The 19,403-nt window shown below is 70.3% G+C and carries 18 protein-coding genes; 4 read left to right on the top strand and 14 right to left on the bottom strand.

What is annotated here, in order from left to right; translation table 11 throughout:
- Window positions 1-20 precede the first annotated feature (20 nt).
- The 6 genes from ALIDE2_RS07630 to ALIDE2_RS07605 all read right to left on the bottom strand — a co-directional run bounded on the left by ALIDE2_RS07630 (window position 21) and on the right by ALIDE2_RS07605 (window position 5,901).
- Window positions 21-866, bottom strand: coding sequence for an HpcH/HpaI aldolase/citrate lyase family protein (locus tag ALIDE2_RS07630; protein WP_013519736.1), 846 nt, complete (start codon window positions 864-866; stop codon window positions 21-23).
- Between the two features lie 2 nt (window positions 867-868).
- The gene (locus ALIDE2_RS07625; protein ID WP_013519737.1) at window positions 869-2,068 is read right to left on the bottom strand and encodes a CaiB/BaiF CoA transferase family protein; all 1,200 of its coding nucleotides are present in this window, start codon (window positions 2,066-2,068) and stop codon (window positions 869-871) included.
- Between the two features lie 12 nt (window positions 2,069-2,080).
- Window positions 2,081-2,929, bottom strand: a complete 849-nt coding sequence (locus ALIDE2_RS07620) for an HTD2 family dehydratase (RefSeq protein WP_013721732.1) — start codon at window positions 2,927-2,929, stop codon at window positions 2,081-2,083.
- Window positions 2,930-3,017: 88 nt separating this feature from the next.
- Window positions 3,018-3,962: an electron transfer flavoprotein subunit alpha/FixB family protein gene (locus ALIDE2_RS07615; RefSeq protein WP_013721731.1), complete on the bottom strand. Its 945-nt coding sequence runs from the start codon at window positions 3,960-3,962 to the stop codon at window positions 3,018-3,020.
- Window positions 3,963-4,712, bottom strand: coding sequence for an electron transfer flavoprotein subunit beta/FixA family protein (locus ALIDE2_RS07610; protein ID WP_013721730.1), 750 nt, complete (start codon window positions 4,710-4,712; stop codon window positions 3,963-3,965).
- A 22-nt stretch (window positions 4,713-4,734) separates the two neighbouring features.
- Window positions 4,735-5,901: an acyl-CoA dehydrogenase family protein gene (locus ALIDE2_RS07605; protein ID WP_013519741.1), complete on the bottom strand. Its 1,167-nt coding sequence runs from the start codon at window positions 5,899-5,901 to the stop codon at window positions 4,735-4,737.
- Between the two features lie 109 nt (window positions 5,902-6,010).
- Between ALIDE2_RS07605 and ALIDE2_RS07600 the strand changes: the two genes are divergently transcribed.
- Window positions 6,011-6,940 (top strand): LysR substrate-binding domain-containing protein, encoded by a 930-nt coding sequence (locus ALIDE2_RS07600; protein ID WP_013721729.1) that lies wholly within the window; start codon window positions 6,011-6,013, stop codon window positions 6,938-6,940.
- On the opposite strand, the gene ALIDE2_RS07595 is transcribed toward ALIDE2_RS07600, so the two are convergent.
- From ALIDE2_RS07595 to ALIDE2_RS07565, 7 genes are all read right to left on the bottom strand, one after another.
- Window positions 6,937-8,367: an MmgE/PrpD family protein gene (locus ALIDE2_RS07595; protein WP_013721728.1), complete on the bottom strand. Its 1,431-nt coding sequence runs from the start codon at window positions 8,365-8,367 to the stop codon at window positions 6,937-6,939. The genes ALIDE2_RS07600 and ALIDE2_RS07595 overlap by 4 nt on opposite strands.
- Before the next feature lie 11 nt (window positions 8,368-8,378).
- Window positions 8,379-9,560 (bottom strand): CaiB/BaiF CoA transferase family protein, encoded by a 1,182-nt coding sequence (locus tag ALIDE2_RS07590; protein ID WP_013721727.1) that lies wholly within the window; start codon window positions 9,558-9,560, stop codon window positions 8,379-8,381.
- A gap of 40 nt (window positions 9,561-9,600) precedes the next feature.
- Window positions 9,601-10,449, bottom strand: coding sequence for an IclR family transcriptional regulator (locus ALIDE2_RS07585; RefSeq protein WP_013721726.1), 849 nt, complete (start codon window positions 10,447-10,449; stop codon window positions 9,601-9,603).
- A gap of 5 nt (window positions 10,450-10,454) precedes the next feature.
- Window positions 10,455-12,392, bottom strand: coding sequence for an AMP-binding protein (locus tag ALIDE2_RS07580; RefSeq protein WP_013721725.1), 1,938 nt, complete (start codon window positions 12,390-12,392; stop codon window positions 10,455-10,457).
- A gap of 13 nt (window positions 12,393-12,405) precedes the next feature.
- Window positions 12,406-13,611: an acetyl-CoA C-acetyltransferase gene (locus ALIDE2_RS07575; RefSeq protein ID WP_013721724.1), complete on the bottom strand. Its 1,206-nt coding sequence runs from the start codon at window positions 13,609-13,611 to the stop codon at window positions 12,406-12,408.
- An 80-nt stretch (window positions 13,612-13,691) separates the two neighbouring features.
- Window positions 13,692-14,441, bottom strand: a complete 750-nt coding sequence (locus ALIDE2_RS07570; protein WP_013721723.1) for an SDR family NAD(P)-dependent oxidoreductase — start codon at window positions 14,439-14,441, stop codon at window positions 13,692-13,694.
- Between the two features lie 30 nt (window positions 14,442-14,471).
- Window positions 14,472-15,347 (bottom strand): MaoC/PaaZ C-terminal domain-containing protein, encoded by an 876-nt coding sequence (locus tag ALIDE2_RS07565; RefSeq protein ID WP_013519748.1) that lies wholly within the window; start codon window positions 15,345-15,347, stop codon window positions 14,472-14,474.
- Between the two features lie 235 nt (window positions 15,348-15,582).
- Here ALIDE2_RS07565 and ALIDE2_RS07560 point away from each other — a divergent pair, with 235 nt between their 5' ends.
- Entirely contained in the window at window positions 15,583-16,734 is a 1,152-nt protein-coding gene (locus ALIDE2_RS07560) for an acyl-CoA dehydrogenase family protein (RefSeq protein ID WP_013721722.1), read from the top strand.
- Between the two features lie 39 nt (window positions 16,735-16,773).
- Here the strand turns inward: ALIDE2_RS07560 and ALIDE2_RS07555 are convergent, their stop codons facing one another.
- Window positions 16,774-17,643: an alpha/beta fold hydrolase gene (locus tag ALIDE2_RS07555; RefSeq protein ID WP_013721721.1), complete on the bottom strand. Its 870-nt coding sequence runs from the start codon at window positions 17,641-17,643 to the stop codon at window positions 16,774-16,776.
- A gap of 112 nt (window positions 17,644-17,755) precedes the next feature.
- Between ALIDE2_RS07555 and ALIDE2_RS07550 the strand changes: the two genes are divergently transcribed.
- Both ALIDE2_RS07550 and ALIDE2_RS07545 read left to right on the top strand, forming a co-directional pair.
- A complete protein-coding gene (locus ALIDE2_RS07550) occupies window positions 17,756-18,589 on the top strand; it encodes an IclR family transcriptional regulator (protein WP_013721720.1) in 834 nt (277 codons plus the stop codon).
- Window positions 18,586-19,380, top strand: coding sequence for an IclR family transcriptional regulator (locus tag ALIDE2_RS07545; protein WP_013721719.1), 795 nt, complete (start codon window positions 18,586-18,588; stop codon window positions 19,378-19,380). Before ALIDE2_RS07550 ends, ALIDE2_RS07545 begins: the two co-directional genes overlap by 4 nt.
- Window positions 19,381-19,403 lie beyond the last annotated feature (23 nt).

Below are 19,403 nucleotides of genomic sequence, written 5' to 3'. Positions count from 1 at the left end.
CCAGCAAGCGCCGGCAGCTATTATTTTCGAATACTCGCCGCGATCGCCTCGGCCGCGCGGATCACGGGCAGGTCCACCATGCGGCCGTCCAGGCTGAACACCTCGCCGCCGCGCCTGGCGGCTTCTTCGAGCACGCGCAGCGCCCAGGCCTGCTCGGCCTCGGAGTAGCCCAGCGCCTCGTTCACGCCCGCGACCTGCGCTGGGTGGATGCACAGCTTGCCGCCGAAGCCGAAGGCGCGGGCGCGCCTGGCGTCGGCCGCCAAGCGCTCGGCGCTGCCGGTGTCGGTGGTCACGCCGTCGATGGGCGCGGGCATCCTGGCGCGGCGCGACGCCGCCACGAGGGCGTTGCGCGCGAAGGCGAGCTCGGGCTCCTCCACCGAGGCGCGCATGCCCAGGTCGAGCTGGAAGTCCAGGTGGCCGAAGGCCAGACGCACGACCTGGGGCACGCGCGCGATCAGGTCGAGCGCGTCCAGCCCGGCCAGCGATTCGACCAGGGCCACGATGTTCGCCCCCTCGCCCAGCACCTGCGCCACGCCGTGCAGCGCGGCGGGTTCCTCGGATTTGGGCAGCATCACGGCCACGCCCTGCCCTGTCCATTGGCGCAGCAGGGCGAGGTCGGCTTCGTGCCAGGGCGTGCCCGCGGCGTTGATGCGCACCACGGTGCGCGCGCGCTGGTCCGCGGTCAGCTGCGGCAGGTGCTGCGCGAGCTGCTCGCGCGCGCCGTCCTTGCTGCCCTCGGCCACTGCGTCCTCGAGGTCGATGATGATGCAGTCGGCGCCCGAGTCGAGCGCCTTGGCGAAGCGCTCGGGCTTGGTGGCGGGCACGAACAGCAGGCTGCGCGCGTGGTTTACGGAAGATGCGGTCATGTTCAGATCACTCCAGCGGCGCGCAGTTGTTCGATGTCGGCCGCGCTGCGGCCGAGCTCGCGCAGGATGGCCTCGCTGTGCTCGCCGAGCGCGGGCACGGGGTCCATGCGGGCATCGAAGCTGCCCACGGTGGCGGGCGGCAGCAGCGCCTGCAGCTCGCCCGCCGGCGAGCCGATGGGGCGGAAGCGCTGGCGCGCGTGCAGCTGCGGGTGCGCCCACAGGTCGCCCACCTGGTTGACGGCGGCGTTGGCGATCTGCGCTTCGTCCAGGCGCGCGATCACCTCCTGCGCCGTGAGGCTGGCGAAGGTCTGCTCGATGGCGTCCTTCAGGGCGGCGCGGTTCTCCGTGCGGCGCACGTTGGCGTCGAAGCGCGGATCCGCGGCCAGCTCGGGGCGGCGCAGCACCACGTCGCAGAACAGCTTCCACTCGCGCTCGTTCTGCAGGCCCAGCATGACGACCTTGCCGTCGCCGGCCGTGAAGGGGCCGTAGGGGTAGATGGTGGCGTGCGCGGCGCCGTTGCGCCCGGGCGGCTGCTGGCCGTCGTAGGCGTAGTACATGGGAAAGCCCATCCACTCGGCCAACGCTTCGAGCATGGAGACCTCGACGTGCGAGCCTTCGCCCGTGAGGCTGCGCTGCAGCAGCGCGCTCAGGATGCCCGTGTAGGCGTACATGCCCGCCGCGATGTCGGCGATGGAGTTGCCGGCCTTGCAGGGCTCGTCCTTGGTGCCGGTGATGGAGAGGAACGCGGCCTCGCTCTGGATCAGCAGGTCGTAGGCCTTCTTGTCGCGGTAGGGGCCGTCGGCGCCGTAGCCGCTGATGTCGCAGACGATGAGCCTGGGATGCCTGGCGTGCAGCGCCTCGAACGACAGGCCCATGCGCGCCGCCGCGCCGGGCGCGAGATTCTGCACCAGCACGTCGGCCCCGGCGATGAGTTCGCCCAGCACCTGCTGCGCCTGCGGCTGCTTGAGGTCGAGCGTGAGGCTTTCCTTGGAGCGGTTGGTCCAGACGAAGTGCGAGGCCAGGCCGCGCGTGCGGTGGTCGTAGGCGCGCGCGAAGTCGCCCACGCCGGGGCGCTCCACCTTGATGACGCGCGCGCCCAGGTCGGCGAGCTGGCGCGTGCAGAACGGCGCGGCGATGGCGTGCTCCAGCGTGACGACGGTCATCCCGCTCAGCGGGCCTTTGCGTGGGGTGGGTGCCTGCATGGGTCTGCGTTCCTACTCGATATCTGCGCTGGCCTGCATGGCGAGCTGGCCCTGCGGGCCACGTGCCCACAGGCGCGCCGTGTTGCCTTCCAGCTTGCCGTTGACGCTGAACGGCGCTGTGTCGAACAAGGGGCTGACGGCCTTGAACTCGAAGCCGCGGATGGCCCTGCCCGGGTGTGCGCGGCGCAGTTCCTCCATGAGCAGCGTGGCGATCAGCGGCCCGTGCACCACGAGGCCGGGGTAGCCCTCCTCCTGCATGGCGTAGGGCCGGTCGTAGTGGATGCGGTGGCCGTTGAAAGTGAGGGCCGAGTAGCGCATGAGCAGCACCGGGTCGGGCGTGACGGTGCGGCCGAACTGCTCGTCGGTGGGCGCGGCCGTGGGCTGGGGCGCGGGTGCGCCGGGGGCCGGCGCGTCGCGGTAGACGATGTCCTGCTCCTCGTGGATCACCGCGCCCTGCGTGTCGGAGATCTTGTGCTGCACGGTCACGAACACCAGCCGGCCGCTGCGCCCGTCCTTGGTCTGCACGCTCTTGATGAGCGAGACGCGCCGCACCCGCTCGCCCACGGCCGGCGGCCGCAGGAACTGCAGGCGCCCGCCCGCCCACATGCGCCGGGGCAGGCTGATGGGCGGCAGGAAGCCGCCGCGCTTCGGGTGCCCGTCGGGGCCGATGTTCGATTGGCGCTCGCCCGGCAGGAAGTACAGCCAGTGCCACAGCGGCGGCAGGTCCGGCGGCAACGCGCAGGCGCTGGCCGCGTCCAGCGTGGCCTGCATGAGGCGGATGGGCGCCTGGGTGACCTGGTCCGCGCTCTCGTCGGTACGACCGACCCAGGCGTCGAAGGATTCGGGGCTTTCTTGGCTCATGCGGCACGCTCCATGGTTTATGGATGAAAATGACCTACAGCGCTTTATGAGAAAGCGCTGGCAGCTATCTTTTCAATAGCTTGCGGGTCTACAGCGCCTTGACCATATCGGGCACGGCCTGGAACAGGTCCGCCTCCAGCCCGTAGTCGGCCACGCTGAAGATCGGCGCCTCGGGGTCCTTGTTGATGGCCACGATGACCTTGCTGTCCTTCATGCCCGCCAAGTGCTGGATGGCCCCCGAGATGCCGCACGCGATGTACAGCTGCGGCGCCACGATCTTGCCCGTCTGCCCCACCTGCAGGTCGTTGGGCGCGTAGCCCGCGTCCACCGCAGCGCGGCTCGCGCCGATGGCCGCGCCCAGCTTGTCGGCCAGCGGGGTGATGACTTCGTTGAATTTCTCGGCGCTGCCCAGGGCGCGGCCGCCGCTGACGATGATCTTGGCGGCGGTGAGTTCGGGTCGGTCGCTCTTGGCGATTTCGCTGCCCACGAAGCGGCTTTTGCCGCTGTCGGCCACGGCGGCGATGGCCTCGACGCTGGCCGCGCCGCCCGTGGCGGGTGCGGCGTCGAACCCCGTGGTGCGCACGGTGATGACCTGGGTGGCGTCCGTGCCCTGCACGGTGGCGATGGCGTTGCCCGCGTAGATGGGGCGCTCGTAGGTGTCCACGGCCACCACCTTGGTGATGTCGCTGACCTGCGCCACGTCGAGTTTGGCGGCCACGCGCGGCGCGGCGTTCTTGCCGCCGGCGGTGGCCGGGAACAGGATGTGGCTGTAGCGGCCGGCCACGGCCAGCACCTGGGCGGCCACGTTCTCGGCCAGGGCGTGGGCCAGGGCCTCGCCATCGGCATGCAGCACCTTGACCACGCCCTCGATCTGCGCGGCCGCGGCGGCGGCCGCCGCGCTTTGGGAGCCGGCCACGAGCACGTGCACCTGCCCGTCGGCGAACATGCTGATCTGGCGCGCTGCGGCCACGGTGTTGAGGGTTGCGCCCTTGATGGACGCGTTGTCGTGTTCGGCAATGACGAGTACGGACATTCAGATCACCTTCGCTTCGTTCTTGAGTTTCTCGACCAGGGCGGCCACGTCGGCCACCTTCACGCCCGCGCCGCGCTTGGCAGGCTCCGCCACCTTGAGGGTCTTCAGGCGCGGGGCAACTTGAACGCCCAGGTCTTCGGGCTTGACGCTCTCCAGCGGCTTTTTCTTGGCCTTCATGATGTTGGGCAGGGTGACGTAGCGCGGTTCATTGAGGCGCAGGTCGGTGGTCACCACGGCGGGCAGGCCCAGGGAGAGGGTTTCGAGGCCGCCGTCGATTTCGCGCGTGACGTTGGCTTTGTCGCCGGCGATTTCGACTTTGCTGGCGAAGGTGGCCTGGGGCAGGTCGGCCAGGGCGGCGAGCATCTGGCCGGTCTGGTTGGCGTCGTCGTCGATGGCCTGTTTGCCCAGGATGATGAGGCCGGGCTGTTCCTTGTCCACCAGGGCCTTCAGGAGCTTGGCCACGGCCAGGGGCTGCAGTTCGGCGTCGGTTTCCACGAGGATGGCGCGGTCGGCGCCGATGGCCATGGCGGTGCGCAGGGTTTCCTGGCATTGCGCCACGCCGCAGCTGACGGCGATGACTTCGGTGGCCGCGCCTTTTTCCTTCAGGCGTACGGCTTCCTCGACGGCGATTTCGTCGAACGGGTTCATGCTCATCTTCACGTTGGCGATGTCTACGCCCGTGCCGTCCGATTTCACCCGGACTTTCACGTTGTAGTCCACCACGCGTTTGACGGGGACGAGAATCTTCATGGGTGCAATTCCTTCAAAAAAATCAGAATGAGCGGGGCAGGCCCAGCGTGTGCTGGGCGACGTGGTTCAGGATCATGTTGGTGGAGATGGGCGCCACCTGGTACAGGCGTGTTTCGCGGAACTTGCGCTCCACGTCGTATTCGCAGGCGAAGCCGAAGCCGCCGTGCGTCTGCAGGCAGGCATTGGCCGCCTCCCAGCTCGCCTTGGCGGCGAGGTACTTGGCCATGTTGGCCTCGGTGCCGGCGTTCTCGCGCGCGTCGATCTTCTGGCAGGCGCGCCAGCGCATGAGGTTGGCGGCCTCCAGCTCGATGAAGGACTCTGCCAGCGGGAACTGGATGCCCTGGTTCTGGCCGATGGGGCGGCCGAACACCTTGCGCTCGTTCGCGTAGTCGCGCGCCTTCTCCAGGAACCAGTAGCCGTCGCCGATGCACTCGGCGGCGATCAGCGTGCGCTCGGCGTTCAGGCCGTCGAAGATCACCTTCAGGCCCTTGCCCTCGGTGCCCAGCAGCGCATCCTCGGGCAGCTCCAGGTTGTCGAAGAACAGCTCGTTGGTCTCGTGGTTGACCATGTTCAGGATGGGGCGCACGGTGAGGCCGTTGCCGATGGCCTTGTCCAGCTCCACGATGAAGCACGACAGGCCGTCGCTCTTTTTCTGCACCTGCTCCACCGGCGTGGTGCGCGCGAGCAGGATCAGCAGGTCGCTGTGCTGCACGCGGCTGATCCACACCTTCTGGCCGTTGACGACCCAGCGGCCGTCCTTCTTCACGGCCGTGGTCTTGAGCTTGGTGGTGTCGCTGCCCGTGGTGGGCTCGGTCACGCCCATGGACTGCACGCGCAGGTCGCCGGCCGCGATCCTGGGCAGGTACTTCTGCTTCTGCGCATCGGTGCCGCTGAACACGATGGTGTTCATCACGTACATCTGGCCGTGGCAGGCGCCGGAGTTGCCGCCGCTGCGGTTGATCTCCTCCATGATGACCGAGGCCTCGGCCATCGACAGGCCCGGCCCGCCGAACTCCTGCGGGATCAGCGCGGCCAGCCAGCCGGCCTTGGTGAGGGCGGTGACGAATTCCTCGGGGTAGCCGCGCGCCTCGTCGATCTTGCGGTGGTATTCGGCCGGGAACTGCTGGCACAGGCCGCGCACGGCGTCGCGGATTTCCTGGTACTGGTCGGGGGCAGAGAGGGCGCTCATGGGTGGAGTCTCCGAAGTGTGTGAGATTGATCAATAGTAATATTTGATCGATTCAAGAAAAAATAGAATTTCCTGATCAAAACATCATTTTTTGGCATGGAGGCATTTCGTGGACCTGAAACAACTGCGCGCCTTCGTCACCGTGGCCGAGACGGGCAACGTCACCCGCGCCTCGGCGCTGCTCAACCTCGTGCAGCCCGCCGTTTCGCGCCAGCTGCGCCTGCTGGAGGAAGACCTGGGCACCGAGCTGTTCGAGCGCGGCCGCCACGGCATGCAGCTCACGGCCTCGGGCAAGACCATGCTGGAGTATGCGCGCCGCATCCTGGGCGAGGTGGCGCGCGCCAAGGCCGAGATCCAGCCCACCGAGGGCCCGGTGGCGGGCATCGTGAGCATCGGCCTGCTGGCCAGCACCTCGGACCTGCTGGCGACGCTGCTGGCGACCGAGGTGGCGCGGCGCTACCCGCACATCCGCCTGCGGCTGACCATCGGCTACGCGGGGCACCTGCAGGACTGGCTGGAGGCCGGCGACGTGGACGCCGCCCTGCTCTACGGCCAGAAGGAAACGCCCGCGCTGCACGTGAAGGCGCTGCTGGAGGAAAGCCTGTGGGTGGTGGCCGCGCCGGCCGCCAGGCTCTCGCGCAAGCGCCCCGTGCCGCTGGAGCGCGTGGCGCGGGAGCCCTTCATCCTGCCAGCCGCGCCGCAGGGCCTGCGCGCGGCCATCGAGCACGCGGCGACCGAGGCCGGGCTGACCCTGCAGGTCTTCGCCGAGACCAACGCGCTGAGCGTGCAGAAGGAGCTGGTCGCGCAGGGCCACGGCTGGACCATCCTGCCCGCCGTGGGCGTGACGCAGGAGGTGGAGCGCGGCCTGCTCAGCGCGGCGCCGCTCGCCAGCCCAGACCTGACGCGCACCATCGTGCTCGCTGCGCCCAGCAGCCGCCAGGCCACGGCGCCCGTGCGCTGCGTGGTGGGCGTGCTGATGGACTGCGTCAAATCCACGTTCGAACAAGGCCGCTGGCCCGATGCGCGCTGGCTGGGTTAGGCGCTCGTACGCACCATCAGGCGCATGACAGCCCCGAAGTCCTCCACCCGCTCCAGGTTCAGCACGCTGTCGATCACCTGCTCGATGGTGGTGGCCGGCAGCAGGCCGTCGACGAAGGCGCGGAACTTGGCCGCCAGTTCGTCGTTGGTCATGTAGGTGCTGGGGTCGGACGAGCGCATGCCCTTGGGGAAGCCCTTCTCGGCCGCGAAGGTCTGGCCACGCGCCTGGATCTCCAGGCGCGAGGGGCGGCTCAGGATGTCGGCCGAGATGGACTGGAAGTAGGTGGGGTGGGTCTTCAACTGCACCTTGTTCATGAGCGCCATGACCGAGGGGTTGAAGACCACTGCCTCGTCCTGCCACTGCCGGCCCGGCGGGATGCGGTGTGCCGCCACGGCCAGGCCGTGCGCGAAGCAGAACTGCGCGTCGTGCTGCAGCAGGATCTTGCGGTTGGTGAAGCACGGCAGCTCGTAGGCCCAGCCCTCGCCGTAGGAGGTGATGCCCTCGATCTCCTCCACCTTGATGTCGTGCCGGGCGACGAGGTCGATCAGCAGGTCCAGCGGCGCGTGCATGACGCGGCAGTGCGGGTACGGCTTGTACATCTGGAAGGCCGGGAAGCGCCAGTCCTCGCCCAGGCCCGCGGTCAGCAACTCGGGCGACCAGCGCGCGGTGCCGACGTAGCGCGGGTAGCCGTGCTCCTCGTCGTCGAGCAGCAGCAGGTCGCCCCGGTGGCCCAGGTCGCCCATGTCCACGGCCGACAGCGCCGCGTTGGTCAGCGCGCCGGCCATCTGGTACTTGATGGTGGCCGTGGGCGCGTGCATGAACCAGGCGCGCTGCGAGTTGACGGGGGCGGTGGCGGCCGCGATGCCCAGGGCGTTGGCCAGCTTTTCGGCATCCAGCCCGCGCAGCTTGCCGGCCGATGCCGTGGCGCCGAACACCGTGCTGCTGTAGCCGACCACCGAGGACTGAGAGGGCTTGCCGTCCTGGGTGTCGCGGTAGCCGCTCATGGCCGCGCCCAGGCGGTAGGAGATCTCGTGCGACACGGCGACGGCGGCGATCAGTTCCCTGCCCGAGCGCTGCTGCGCCTCGGCCATGGCGAAGGCGCCGGGCAGCACGTAGGGGCTCACGTGGCCGGGCAGCAGCACCGAGTCGGCGTCCAGCGCATTGGCCAGCTCGCCGTTGGCGAAGGCGGCGCCGTGGGGCGTGGATTTCTCGCCGCTGCCGATGATGGTGGCGGTGCCACCCGTGCCGCCCAGGCGCTTGCCGGCCTCGATGCCGATGCGGCCCTTGGGGTGGTCGATGCCCGCGAGCGCGCAGCCCAGGGTGTCGAGCACGTCGCGCTTGCATTCCTCGATGACCTCGGCGGGCAGGCGGGCGACGTCGGTGGCGGCCGAGAAACCGGCCAGGCGTTCGATGATGGTTTGGCTCATGGTGCGTCTCCCTAAACGATGTTGCGTTGGCGCAGGCCGGCGATTTCCTGCGCGCCCAGGCCGATGCCGGCCAGGATTTCGTCGGTGTGCTCGCCGTTGAGCGGCGCGCGCTGGCGGATCTCGGGCGGGGTGCGCGAGAGCGACACGGGCGTGGCGAAGATGGGCACCTGCCTGGGCGCGCCGGGGTAGTCCATCCAGTGGATGAGGTCGGCGGCCTGGACGGTCTCGTCCTGCAGCGCCTGGCGCGGCGAGTTGACGCGGCCCGCGGGGATGCGGGCCTTCTCCAGCAGGGCCAGGCATTCGCCGAGCGTCTTATCGCGGCACCAGTCGCTCATCACGCCGCTCAGGAATTCGCCGTGCTCGCCGCGCAGCCGGTCGTCGGCGAAGCGCGGGTCGTCCAGCAGCTCCGGCCGGCCCACGAGCCGGGTCCAGTTCCTGAACATCGCGGGGCCGATGACCTGGGTGATGAACCAGCCGTCCCGGGCCTTGAAGATGTCGGACGGCGCGTAGCCGGAGGCGCGGTTGCGCGTGGCCGGGCGGTCCAGGCCCAGCAGGGCTTCCTCGATGAGCGCGCCGCTGGCCATGTTCAGGCCGGTGCACAGCAGCGAGGCGTTCACCTCCTGCCCCTTGCCGCTCTGCTTGCGCTCGTAGAGCGCGAGCACGGTGCCCAGGGCGCAGGCGAACGAGGTGGCGAAGTCCACCACGGGCACCATGGCCTTCTGCGGCTGCCCGGGCGTGCCCGCGATGTGCACGGCGCCGCTCAGCGCCTGGCCCACGCCGTCGAAGCCCACGCGGTCGCGCACGGCCTCGCTGGTGCCGAAGGCGTTGGGGGCCACGAGGATGATGTCGGGCCGGACGGCGCACAGGCTCTCGTAGTCCAGCCCCAGGCTCTTGAGCGTGCGCGGCGGCATGTTGGCGACGACCACGTCGGCGCCCGCGACCAGCTTGCGCACGATGTCGCGGCCCTCGGGGCTGGCGAGGTCCAGCGTCAGGGAGCGCTTGTTGCGGTTGAGCTGCAGGAACATCGCCCCCTCGCCGCCCTCGGTGACGGGCACGATGTAGCGGTCCTCGCCGCCTTCCACGCGGTCGATGCGGATGACCTCGGCCCCGTAGTCGGCCAGCAGGGCCGCGCAGTAGGGCCCCGCGATGAAGCGGCCGAAATCGAGAACCTTGATGCCTTCTAGAACTTTCATTTTTTCTCGCGGGAAAAAGAAAAAGGGGGCGGCCTGAACCTCAGTGGCCGATGGCGTTGAAGTCGGATTGGAGCTCGCCCGCCATGGCCAGCAGGCGCGGCCCCAGCTCGCGCTCCACGCGCGCGCGGGTCATGCCCTGGCTGGCGCCTATGCAGGCCAGCACGAAGGGCGCGTTGCCTTCCAGCAGCACGGGCGCGGCGAGGGTGCCCAGGTCCGGCTCCCACTCGCCGATGGCGGCGCAGTAGCCCTTCTCGTACACCTGTGCCGTGCCCTCGCAGACGCGGCGGCGCAGCCGGCTCCATTCGCGGGACATGCGGCGCTCCACGTTCTCCAGCAGATAGCTGCGCTCCAGCTCGGGCAGGGCCGCCAGCAGCGCCCAGCCCATGGGCGACTGGGCCAGCCCCAGGCGCATGCCCACGTGCAGCGGCAGCGCGATGGGCGATTCCACGCTGCGCCGGCATTCGAGCACCACCAGGTCGAGCCGGTCGCGCGCGGCCAGGCACACGTGCACCTTGTGCTGGCGCGCGAAGGCCGCCATGGGCTCGCCCGCCAGGCCCTGGATGGCCGAGTGGGCGATGGCCGCGTAGCCCAGCCCGAGCACTGCCGGCGACAGGCGGTACTTGCGTTCATCGCCGTCGTACAGCAGGTAGCCCAGATGCACCAGCGACTGCGCGATGCGCGTGACCGTGGAAGGCGGCAGCCCCGTGCGCTGCGCCAGTTGGCCGATGCCGAGCCAGCGCTCCTGCGGCGCGAAGGCCGAGATGATGACGAGCGCGCGCACCAGCGGCGTGACCACGGTGAGCCCCGGCTCGGGCCGCAGCCAGGCGGTGATGCCCGCCAGGGCTGGCAGCGGCCCGGCGGCGCCGGCGGCGGCGGCGCGTGCGGTCATGTGTCTCAGGCCGCCGCTGCGCGCACTTCGTCGAGCGCGGCCGGGTTGTCCAGCGACGACAGGTCGCCCGGCGGCAGGCCGCAGTACACGCTGCGGATCACGCGGCGCATGATCTTGGAGCTGCGCGTCTTGGGCAACTGCCCCACCACGTGCACCTTGCCGGGGCGGAAGGGCCGGCCCAGGCGCTTGTCCACGTGGGCGGCCACGGCGGCCTGCAGTTCCCCGGCCCTGGCAGCGGCGGCCGGCTTGGGCACGACGAAGACCACGAGCTTCTGGCCCTTCTCGGCATCGGCCACGCCGATGGCGGCGGCCTCGGCGACGTCGGCGAGCTCCAGCACCACTTCCTCCACTTCCGCGGGCCCCAGGCGCTTGCCTGCGACTTTCAGCGTGTCGTCGGAGCGGCCCATCATGAAGAAGTTGCCCTCGGGCGTGCGCAGCGCCAGGTCGCCATGCACCCAGATGCCGGGGATGGCCTGCCAGTAGGTCTCCAGGTAGCGCTCGTCGTCGTGCCAGAAGGACTGCGTCATGCCCACGAAGGGCGCGCGGATCGCGAGCTCGCCCACCTCGCCGGTCACGCTCTTGCCCGACGGGTCCACCACGTCCACCGCCACGCCGGGCGAGACGGTGTTGAAGCCGCTGGGCGGGATGGGCCGGATCGGCACGCTGGCCAGCAGCGCGCCCGATGCCTCGGTGCCGCCCGTGTAGTTGATGAGCGGCGCCGTGCCGTCGCCGAAGCGCTGCTGGAACCAGTTGAAGTGCTCGGGCGCGATGCCCTCGCCCGCCGTGATCAGCAGGCGCACGGTGGAGCGGTCGCCCGCGAGCGCCAGCGCCTCGTTGCTGGCCATGCCGCGGATCAGCGTGGGCGCGGAGCCGAAGTGCGTGACCCGGTGGCGCTCCACCACGCGCGACATGCGCGACCAGTCGGGATAGTCGGGCGCGCCGTCGTAGCACACCAGCGTGGCGCCGCGCAGCAGCGCGCAGCCCAGCACCAGCGTGCCGGCGATCCAGCCCATGTCGGCGGGCCAGCAGTACACGTCGCCGGGATGCACGTCGAAGTGCACCAGCGAGTCGTGCGCGATCTTGACGGGGAAGCTGCCGTGCGTGTGCACAACGCCCTTGGGCTTGCCCGTGGTGCCCGAGGTGTAGATGACCATGAAGGGCGTGTCGGGCGTGACGACGACGGCGTCCTGCCCCTGCCCTTGCGCCACGGTGGCGACCTGCTGCCAGTCGAGGTCGCGCGCGTCCTGCGCGGCTTCGCCCTCGGCGCGCTTCCAGACCACGTTCTCCAGCAGCGGCAACTGGCGCCATGCGTCGCGCAAGGCGCCCTGCACGTCCACGCGCTTGGTGCGGCGCGAGAAGCCCGTGGAGGCGATGACCATGCGCGCCTCGGCCGCCGACAGGCGCGCCACAATGGCATCGACGCCGAAGCCGCTGAACAGCGGCACGACGAGCGCGCCCAGGTGCACGATGGCCAGCAGCGAGATCGTGGCCTCGACGCCGTTTTCCATCAGCAGGCCGATGCGGTCGCCCTGCTGCACGCCCTGCCGCGCCAGCCCGGCGGCGAAGTCGCGTACACGCGCTTCGAGTTCGGCATAGGTCAGCGCGCTGGCGCTGCCGTCCTCGCGCTCGCCCAACACCGCCGTCTGCCGCGCGGTGGCGGGGTTGCGCGCCCAGCCGTAGATGGTGTTGACCCAGTTCAGCCTGCCGCCGGGGAACCAGCTCGGGAACTGCGGCCCGCGCGACAGATCCACGTAGCCCGTGGGCTGCACGTCCCATTGAACAGCGCACTCGCGCATCACCGTGTTCCAGTAGCGCTCGGGCTCGGCCACGGAGACGCGCATCAGCTCCTCGTACGTGGGCACGCCCAGCGCGCGCATCAGCTGCACGACGCCGGATTTCTGCAGCTCGCGCTCGCCGGGCTGCCAGATCTTGGTGGAATCCATGGGGAGTTCTCCTTCAAGCACGCTCGAACACCATGGCGATGCCCTGGCCGCCGCCGATGCACATCGTCTCCAGGCCGTAGCGCGCCTTGCGGCGTTGCATCTCGTGCAGCAGCGTGCTCATGATGCGCACGCCCGTGGCGCCCACGGGGTGGCCCAGCGAGATGCCCGAGCCGTTGACGTTGAGCCTGTCTTCCAGCGCCTCCATGCTGCTGCCCCAGCCCTTCACGCAGGCCAGCGCCTGGCAGGCGAAGGCTTCGTTGAGCTCGATCAGGTCCATCTGGTCGAACTTGAGGCCCGTGCGCGCCAGCAGCTTCTGCACGGCGGGCACGGGGCCGATGCCCATGCGCGCCGGGTCGCAGCCCGCGGCGGCCCAGCCGGTGATCCAGCCGATGGGCGTGAGGCCCAGCTCGGCCAGCTTGTCCTCGGCCACGACCAGGCAGGCGGCGGCGGCGTCGTTCTGCTGGCAGGCATTGCCCGCGGTGACGATGCCGTCCTTCATGATGGCGCGCATCCCGGCCAGGCTCTCGGCCGTGGTGTCGCCGCGCACGCCTTCGTCCTGCTTCACGAGCAGCGGGTCGCCCTTGCGCTGGGGCACGGTGACGGGAACGATCTCGGCGTCGAAATGGCCCGCCTTCTGCGCGGCGGCCGCGCGCTGGTGGCTGCGCGCGGCGAAGCGGTCGGCCTCCTCGCGGCTGATCTGATACTCGCGCGCCAGCGTCTCGGCCGTCTCGATCATGCCGTTGATGCGGCCGAAGCGGCTCTCGGGCTGCGAGCGCTCGCGGCCGCGGTCCAGGCGGTCGTGCAGCTTCACGGTGCCCGCGCGCTTGCCCCAGCGCATGTCGGTGGTGTAGTACTCCACGTTGCTCATGCTCTCCACGCCGCCGGCCATGACCACGTCGGCCGCGCCGGTCTGCACCATCATGGCGGCCGTGGCCAGGGCCTGCACGCCGCCGCCGCAGCGGCGGTCGAGCTGCATGCCCGCGACTTCGATCGGGAAACCCGCCTGCAGCGCGACCCAGCGGCCGGTGCAGGGCGTCTCGCCGCTCGCGTAGCTCTGGGCGAAGACCACGTCGTCGATGCGCGCGGCGTCGAGCCCGGTAGCCTCCACGATGGCGCGCGCCACGGTGGCGCCCAGTTCCTCGACGGGAATGCCTTTCAATGCCCCGCCGAACGCGCCCACGGGTGTGCGCAGGGGAGAGACGATGGCTGCTCGTTTCATGTTCAGTACCTTTGATTTTTGAATGAAATCGGCCTCCAGCGCCCGTCCACCAAGCGCTGCAAGCTATTGTTTTAAAAGCATCAACCGTAGCGGCCGCCGGTGACGTGCAGCACCTCGCCGCTGATGAAGCCCGCGCGCTCGCTGGCCAGGAAGGCCACGGCGTCGGCGATGTCGTCGGGCTGGCCCACGCGCTTGACGGGCTGGGCCGCGATGGCGTTGTCCTTGATGGTTTCGTAGGTGGGCAGCGCCTTCACCATCTCCGTTTCCATGAAGCCGGGCGCCACGCAATTGCAGGTGACGCCGTAGCGGCCTTCCTCTTTCGACAGCGCCTTGGCCATGCCGATCAGGCCGGCCTTGGCCGCCGAGTAGTTGGCCTGCGTGGGGTTGCCCAGGTGCGCGCGCGAGCTGATGTTGATGATGCGGCCCCAGCCCTGGTCGATGAAGTGCGGCATCACGGCCTTGGCGGCCAGGAAGGCGCCCTTGAGCATGACGGCCATGACGAAGTCCCAGTCGTCCTCGCTCATCTTCACGAGGTACTTGTCGCGCGGCGCGCCGGCGTTGTTCACCAGGATGTACACGCCGCCGAAGTGGGCCACGGTCTCGTCGACGAGGCGCTGCACGTCCGCGCCCTTGGTGATGTCGCCCACGATGCAGTGCGCGGCCAGGCCCTCGTCCTGCAGCGCCTTGGCCGTGGCCTGCGCCAGCTCGCCATTGATGTCGGTGATGACGACCTTCGCGCCCTCTTGCGCCAGGCGGCGCGCCGTGGCGGCGCCCAGGCCGCGCGCCGAGCCGGTGACGATGGCGACCTTGCCGGTCAAACCCAGATCCATGATGTTTCTCCTAGAAAAGTTGGTTCGCGTTCAGCGCAAGTCCACCCGCGCGTTGTTCAGGACGACCGCGCCGCGCTCCAGCGCCGTGGTGCGCAGCGACACCGTGCCGCCCTGCACCCACATCTCGGTGCGCAGCGTGTCGCCGGGCCACGCGGGCGCGGTGAAGCGCACGCGCATGCCTTCGAGGCGCGTGTCGTCGTAGCCCAGCACCGTGCGCAGCACCGCATGCGCGGCCACGCCCATCAGCGCCATGCCGTGCAGGATAGGGCGCGGGAAGCCCGCGGCCGCCGCCACGGCCGGGTCGGCGTGCAGCGGGTTCAGGTCGCCGCTCAGGCGGTAGATCAGCGCGAGCTGCGCGGGCGTGGCCAGGTCGCACACGTGGTCGGGCTCGCCCTCGGGCATGGCGTGCGGCGCGGGCGGCGCGCCTGCGCTGCCGCCCTCGCCGAAGCCGCCGTCGCCGCGCAGCAGGCTCAGTTGCTTGACGGTGGCCAGCGGCTGGCCCGTGGCCGCGTCGCTGATCTCGCGCGTCTGCTGCAGGAAGGCGCCCTTGCCTTCGCCCCTGTCCCACAGGCCCGTGATGCGGGTCTGGCCCCGCACGCGCCCGGCGGCGGGCAGCGGCGCGTGGATGTGGATCTCTTGCTCGGCATGCAGCAGCTTCTGCCAGGTGATGCCGGTGTCGGGTTCGCGCGCCCAGAAGCCGGGGTAGGCCAGGATGTTGGCCATGGTGGGCATGGCGCGCAGCGCGGCGCCGTCCTGCCCCTCGTAGACGTAGCGCAACTGGCCCGCGTCCAGCGGGTCTGCGCCCAGCCCCAGGCCCAGCGCGTAGAGCTGGGTGTCGCGCTGCGTGTAGGCGTGTTCGATGGCGGGGAAGGGGCGCGCGAGCAGGCGGCGCGGATCGATGGGCATGGCGGGCTTGCCTCCTGAAAGAACCAGCCCCGACGATGCCGCCGCGCCCCCTTCCCGGTCAACGGGCAGGTGGCCGGTGTTCCGTACTTTGGCAAAGCCGGAAGCCTCGCCCGCCAGCGCGCGGTCCGTGCGCCCATTTCCAACTTTCGGAACGACATGCCGCCAGCGGTTGCGCCGCGCGCCCGGGCCGCGCAGCATGCGGCGCCATCCCCCATCCCTCCTTCCTGATACCGACATGATTCGCGACCAAGAAACGCTCAACGGCCTGCTCGACACCATCGCCCGCTTCGTGCGCGAGCGCCTGATCCCCAACGAGGAGCTCGTGGCCGAGACCGACGAGATTCCCGCCGACATCGTGGCCGACATGAAGGCCATGGGCCTGTTCGGCCTGACCATCCCCGAGAAGTTCGGCGGCCTGGAGCTCACCATGGAGGAAGAGGTACTGGCCGTGTTCGAGCTGTGCCGCGCCTCGCCCGTGTTCCGCTCGCTGCTCGGCACCACCGTGGGCATCGGCTCGCAGGGCATCCTGTTCGACGGCACGCCCGAGCAGCAGGCCAAGTACCTGCCCAAGCTCGCCACGGGCGAGATGATGGCCTCGTTCGCGCTGACCGAGCCCGAGGCCGGCTCCGACGCCGCCTCTCTGCGCACCACCGCCATCCGCGACGGCGACTTCTACGTCGTCAACGGCACCAAGCGCTTCATCACCAACGCGCCGCAGGCCGGCATGTTCACGCTGATGGCGCGCACCAACCCGGCCAACAAGGGCGCGGGCGGCGTGTCGGCCTTCATCGTCGAGGCGGGCACGCCCGGCATCAGCTTCGGCAAGCGCGACAAGAAGATGGGCCAGAAGGGCGCGCACACCTGCGACGTGATCTTCGAGAACGTGCGCGTGCCCGCCGCCAACCTCATCGGCCTCAAGGAAGGCCAGGGCTTCAAGACCGCCATGAAGGTGCTGGAGAAAGGCCGCATCCACATCGCCGCCGTGGCCGTGGCCGTGGCCGAGCGCATGCTGGACATGGCGCTGCGCTACGCCGCCGAGCGCAGGCAGTTCGGCCAGCCCATCGGCAACTTCCAGCTGGTGCAGGCCATGCTGGCCGACAGCAAGGCCGAGATCTACGCCGCCCGCTGCATGGTGCTGGACGCGGCCCGCCGCCGCGACGACAAGCTGCCCAACTCCACCGAGGCATCCTGCGCCAAGATGTTCGCCACCGAGATGTGCGGCCGCGTGGCCGACCGCGCGGTGCAGATCTTCGGCGGCGCGGGCTACATGAGCGAGTACGCCATCGAGCGCTTCTACCGCGACGTGCGCCTGTTCCGCATCTACGAGGGCACCACGCAGATCCAGCAGACGGTGATCGCCAAGAACATGCTGCGCGAGATTCAATAACAAAATAGCCTCCAGCGCTTGAGGGAAAAACGCTGGCAGCTATGTTTTCTGACGAATGAAGCCGATCGCCACCTGGCCGAAAACGTCGTTGTCGTCGCCCGTGAGCATATGCCCCGCATCCGCCACGTCCACATGGCTGGCATGCGGGCACAGCGCCAGGAACTCGCGCACCGCCTCGGGCGTCACCACGTCGGACTGCGCGCCGCGCACCAGCAGCGTGGGCACCGTCACCTGGCGCACGCACCGGGTCAGGCGCTCGGCGCGCGCCGCCCAGTCTTCGCTGCGCCCCTCCAGGAAGCGCGGGTCCCAGTGCCAATACAGGCGGCCGCCGGCACCCTGGCGCAGGTTCTTGCCCAGCCCGGCCAGGCTGCCCCGTCGCCTGTGGCCGCCCCGGTATTCGGCGACCGCGTCGGCCGCTTCCTCCAGCGAGGCGAAGCCCCGCGCATGCCGCAGCATGAACGCATGCACCCGCCCGGCGCCATCCGTGGAAGAGACGTGCGCCACGTCGGCCAGGATCAGCGCGGCCGCGTCCACCACGCCGCCGCCCACGGCCGCAAGACTGGTGATGCCGCCCATCGAGGCACCGATCAGCACCGGCCGCGCGCCGCCCAGGGCGCGCACCACGCAGGCGAGGTCCTCGGCCATCGCCGCCTCGCCATAGCCGCCGTCCCCCACCCAGTCCGAATCGCCGTGCCCCCGCGCATCGAAGGACACCGCATGAAAGCCCGCCCGCGCCAGGCTGAGCGCCGTGCGCCGCCAGGAATGCCGCGTCTGCCCGCCGCCGTGCAGCAGCAGCACGGGCGGCGCCGACGGATCGCCCCAGCTGTCGCCGCACAGCAGGTTGCCGTGGGCGCCCATCCAGGCGTGCATGGGGCTGGGGGTGCCGGGGAGCGGTTTGCGCGTGGTCATGGTGCGGGCAGGAGCAACAAAGAGAAAACCCTTATCGACTTTCGCCGGAATCGATATTCTAATAAATGTTAGTTTGATAAACGTGATTCATGCAACACCCATGAGCCTCGGCATGCAGCCCCCGCCCTCCCCCCTGCCCGACTGCGCCGCCGCAGCCGGGGGCCGGCCGGTCGTGGCGCCTTTCGCGCGTGCGCTGTCGGTGCTGTCGGCCTTCGCGCCGGGCGAGCGCTGGCTCGGCAACGGCGACCTCGTAGAGCGCACCGGCCTGCCCGCCTCGACGGTCACGCGCATGACGCGCACCCTCGTCACCCTGGGCTACCTGCGCTACGCGGCCGACACGCGGCGCTTCTGCCTCAGCCCCTCGGCGCTCACCCTGGGCTACCGGGCCGCGGCCGACGCCGAGATCCACCGCGCCGCCAACCAGCGCATGCGCCTGTTCGCCGAGCGCCACCAGGTGAACGTGCACCTGAGCTCGCGCGACCGGCTCGACCTCGTGGTGATCGACAGCTGCCGCACCAGCGCCCTGCCCGCCGCGCTGCAGCCGGGCATAGGCACGCGGCTGGGGCTGGCCTCGTCCGCCGCGGGCTGGGCGCTGCTGGCCAGCCTGCCCGAGGCCGAGCGGGACTACCTGCTGCAAAGCGCCGAGCACCACCCGCCGCACGGCGGCCGCGAGCACGAACGGGAGCTCGCCTGGGGCCAGCTGCGCCGCCGCTCCAGAGAGGCCATCGGCCAGGTGCGCGCGGGGGGCTTCTGCGTGGCGCTGGGCGAATCGGGCCAGCCCATGACCATGGTGGCCGCGCCCATCCAGGTCGCGGGCCGGGCGCCGCTGGCCGTGAGCTGCCTGGGACCGGCCTCGCTCATGGGCCGCGCGCGCAGCGTGCGCGAGCTGGGGCCGGCCCTGGTGCGCATGGCGCAGGAGATCCAGCTCTCGCAGGGGCGGCCATGAGCATGCAGAAACAGGCCGGCGACAGCGCCGCGCTGATGACCGTGGAGCGCGGGCTCGAAGTCCTGCGCGCGTTCCGCTCGGACCGCACGCCGCTGACCAATACCGAGCTCGTGCGCCGCACGGGCCTGCCCAAGGCCACCGTCTCGCGGCTCACCTCCACGCTGCTGCAGGTGGGCTTTCTGCGCCTGGTGCCGGGCAAGCGCGAGTTCGAGCTGTCGGCCGGCGCGCTGGGCATCGGCCATGCGTACCTGGCCACCAACGAGATGCTGCAGGCCGCGCAGCCGCTGATGCAGGAGCTGGCCGACCGGCTCGACGTGTCGGTCGCGCTGGGCATCCAGGACGGCATCGACATGCTCTACGTCGGCTACCGCGTGAGCCGCAAGGTGGCCACGCTGCGCCTGGGCGTGGGCTCGGTGCTGCCCATGGGCGCCACGTCGATCGGCCGGGCCTACCTGTGGGGCCTGCCGCCGGCGCAGAGGCGCCAGCTCATCGACGAGCACAAGCGCCGCGCGGGCGCGCAGGGCGAGGCGCTGGAGCGCGCCATCGAAGCCTCGTTCGCCGAGCTGGAGGCCCGGGGCACCTGCGCGGTGCTGGGCGGCTACCAGCGCGGCACCTACGGCGTGGCGCTGCCCATCCGCGCGGGCAGCGAGGGCGTGCCCATGTCCCTGAGCTGCGGCAGGGCCGACGTGGACCTGGACCTGGAGGCCGAGCGCGAAAGGATCGCCCCCGCGCTCAAGGAAACCGCCGTGCGGCTGGAGGCCTTGCTGGGCAGGTTCAACGGGTATTTGTAGTACAGCCTGTAGTACAGCCGCCG

This window comes from Alicycliphilus denitrificans K601, assembly GCF_000204645.1.
Lineage (GTDB): Bacteria > Pseudomonadota > Gammaproteobacteria > Burkholderiales > Burkholderiaceae_C > Alicycliphilus > Alicycliphilus denitrificans.
The sequence above is the reverse complement of the archived record's forward strand: the minus strand, read 5'-3'. Positions and strand labels throughout refer to the sequence as shown.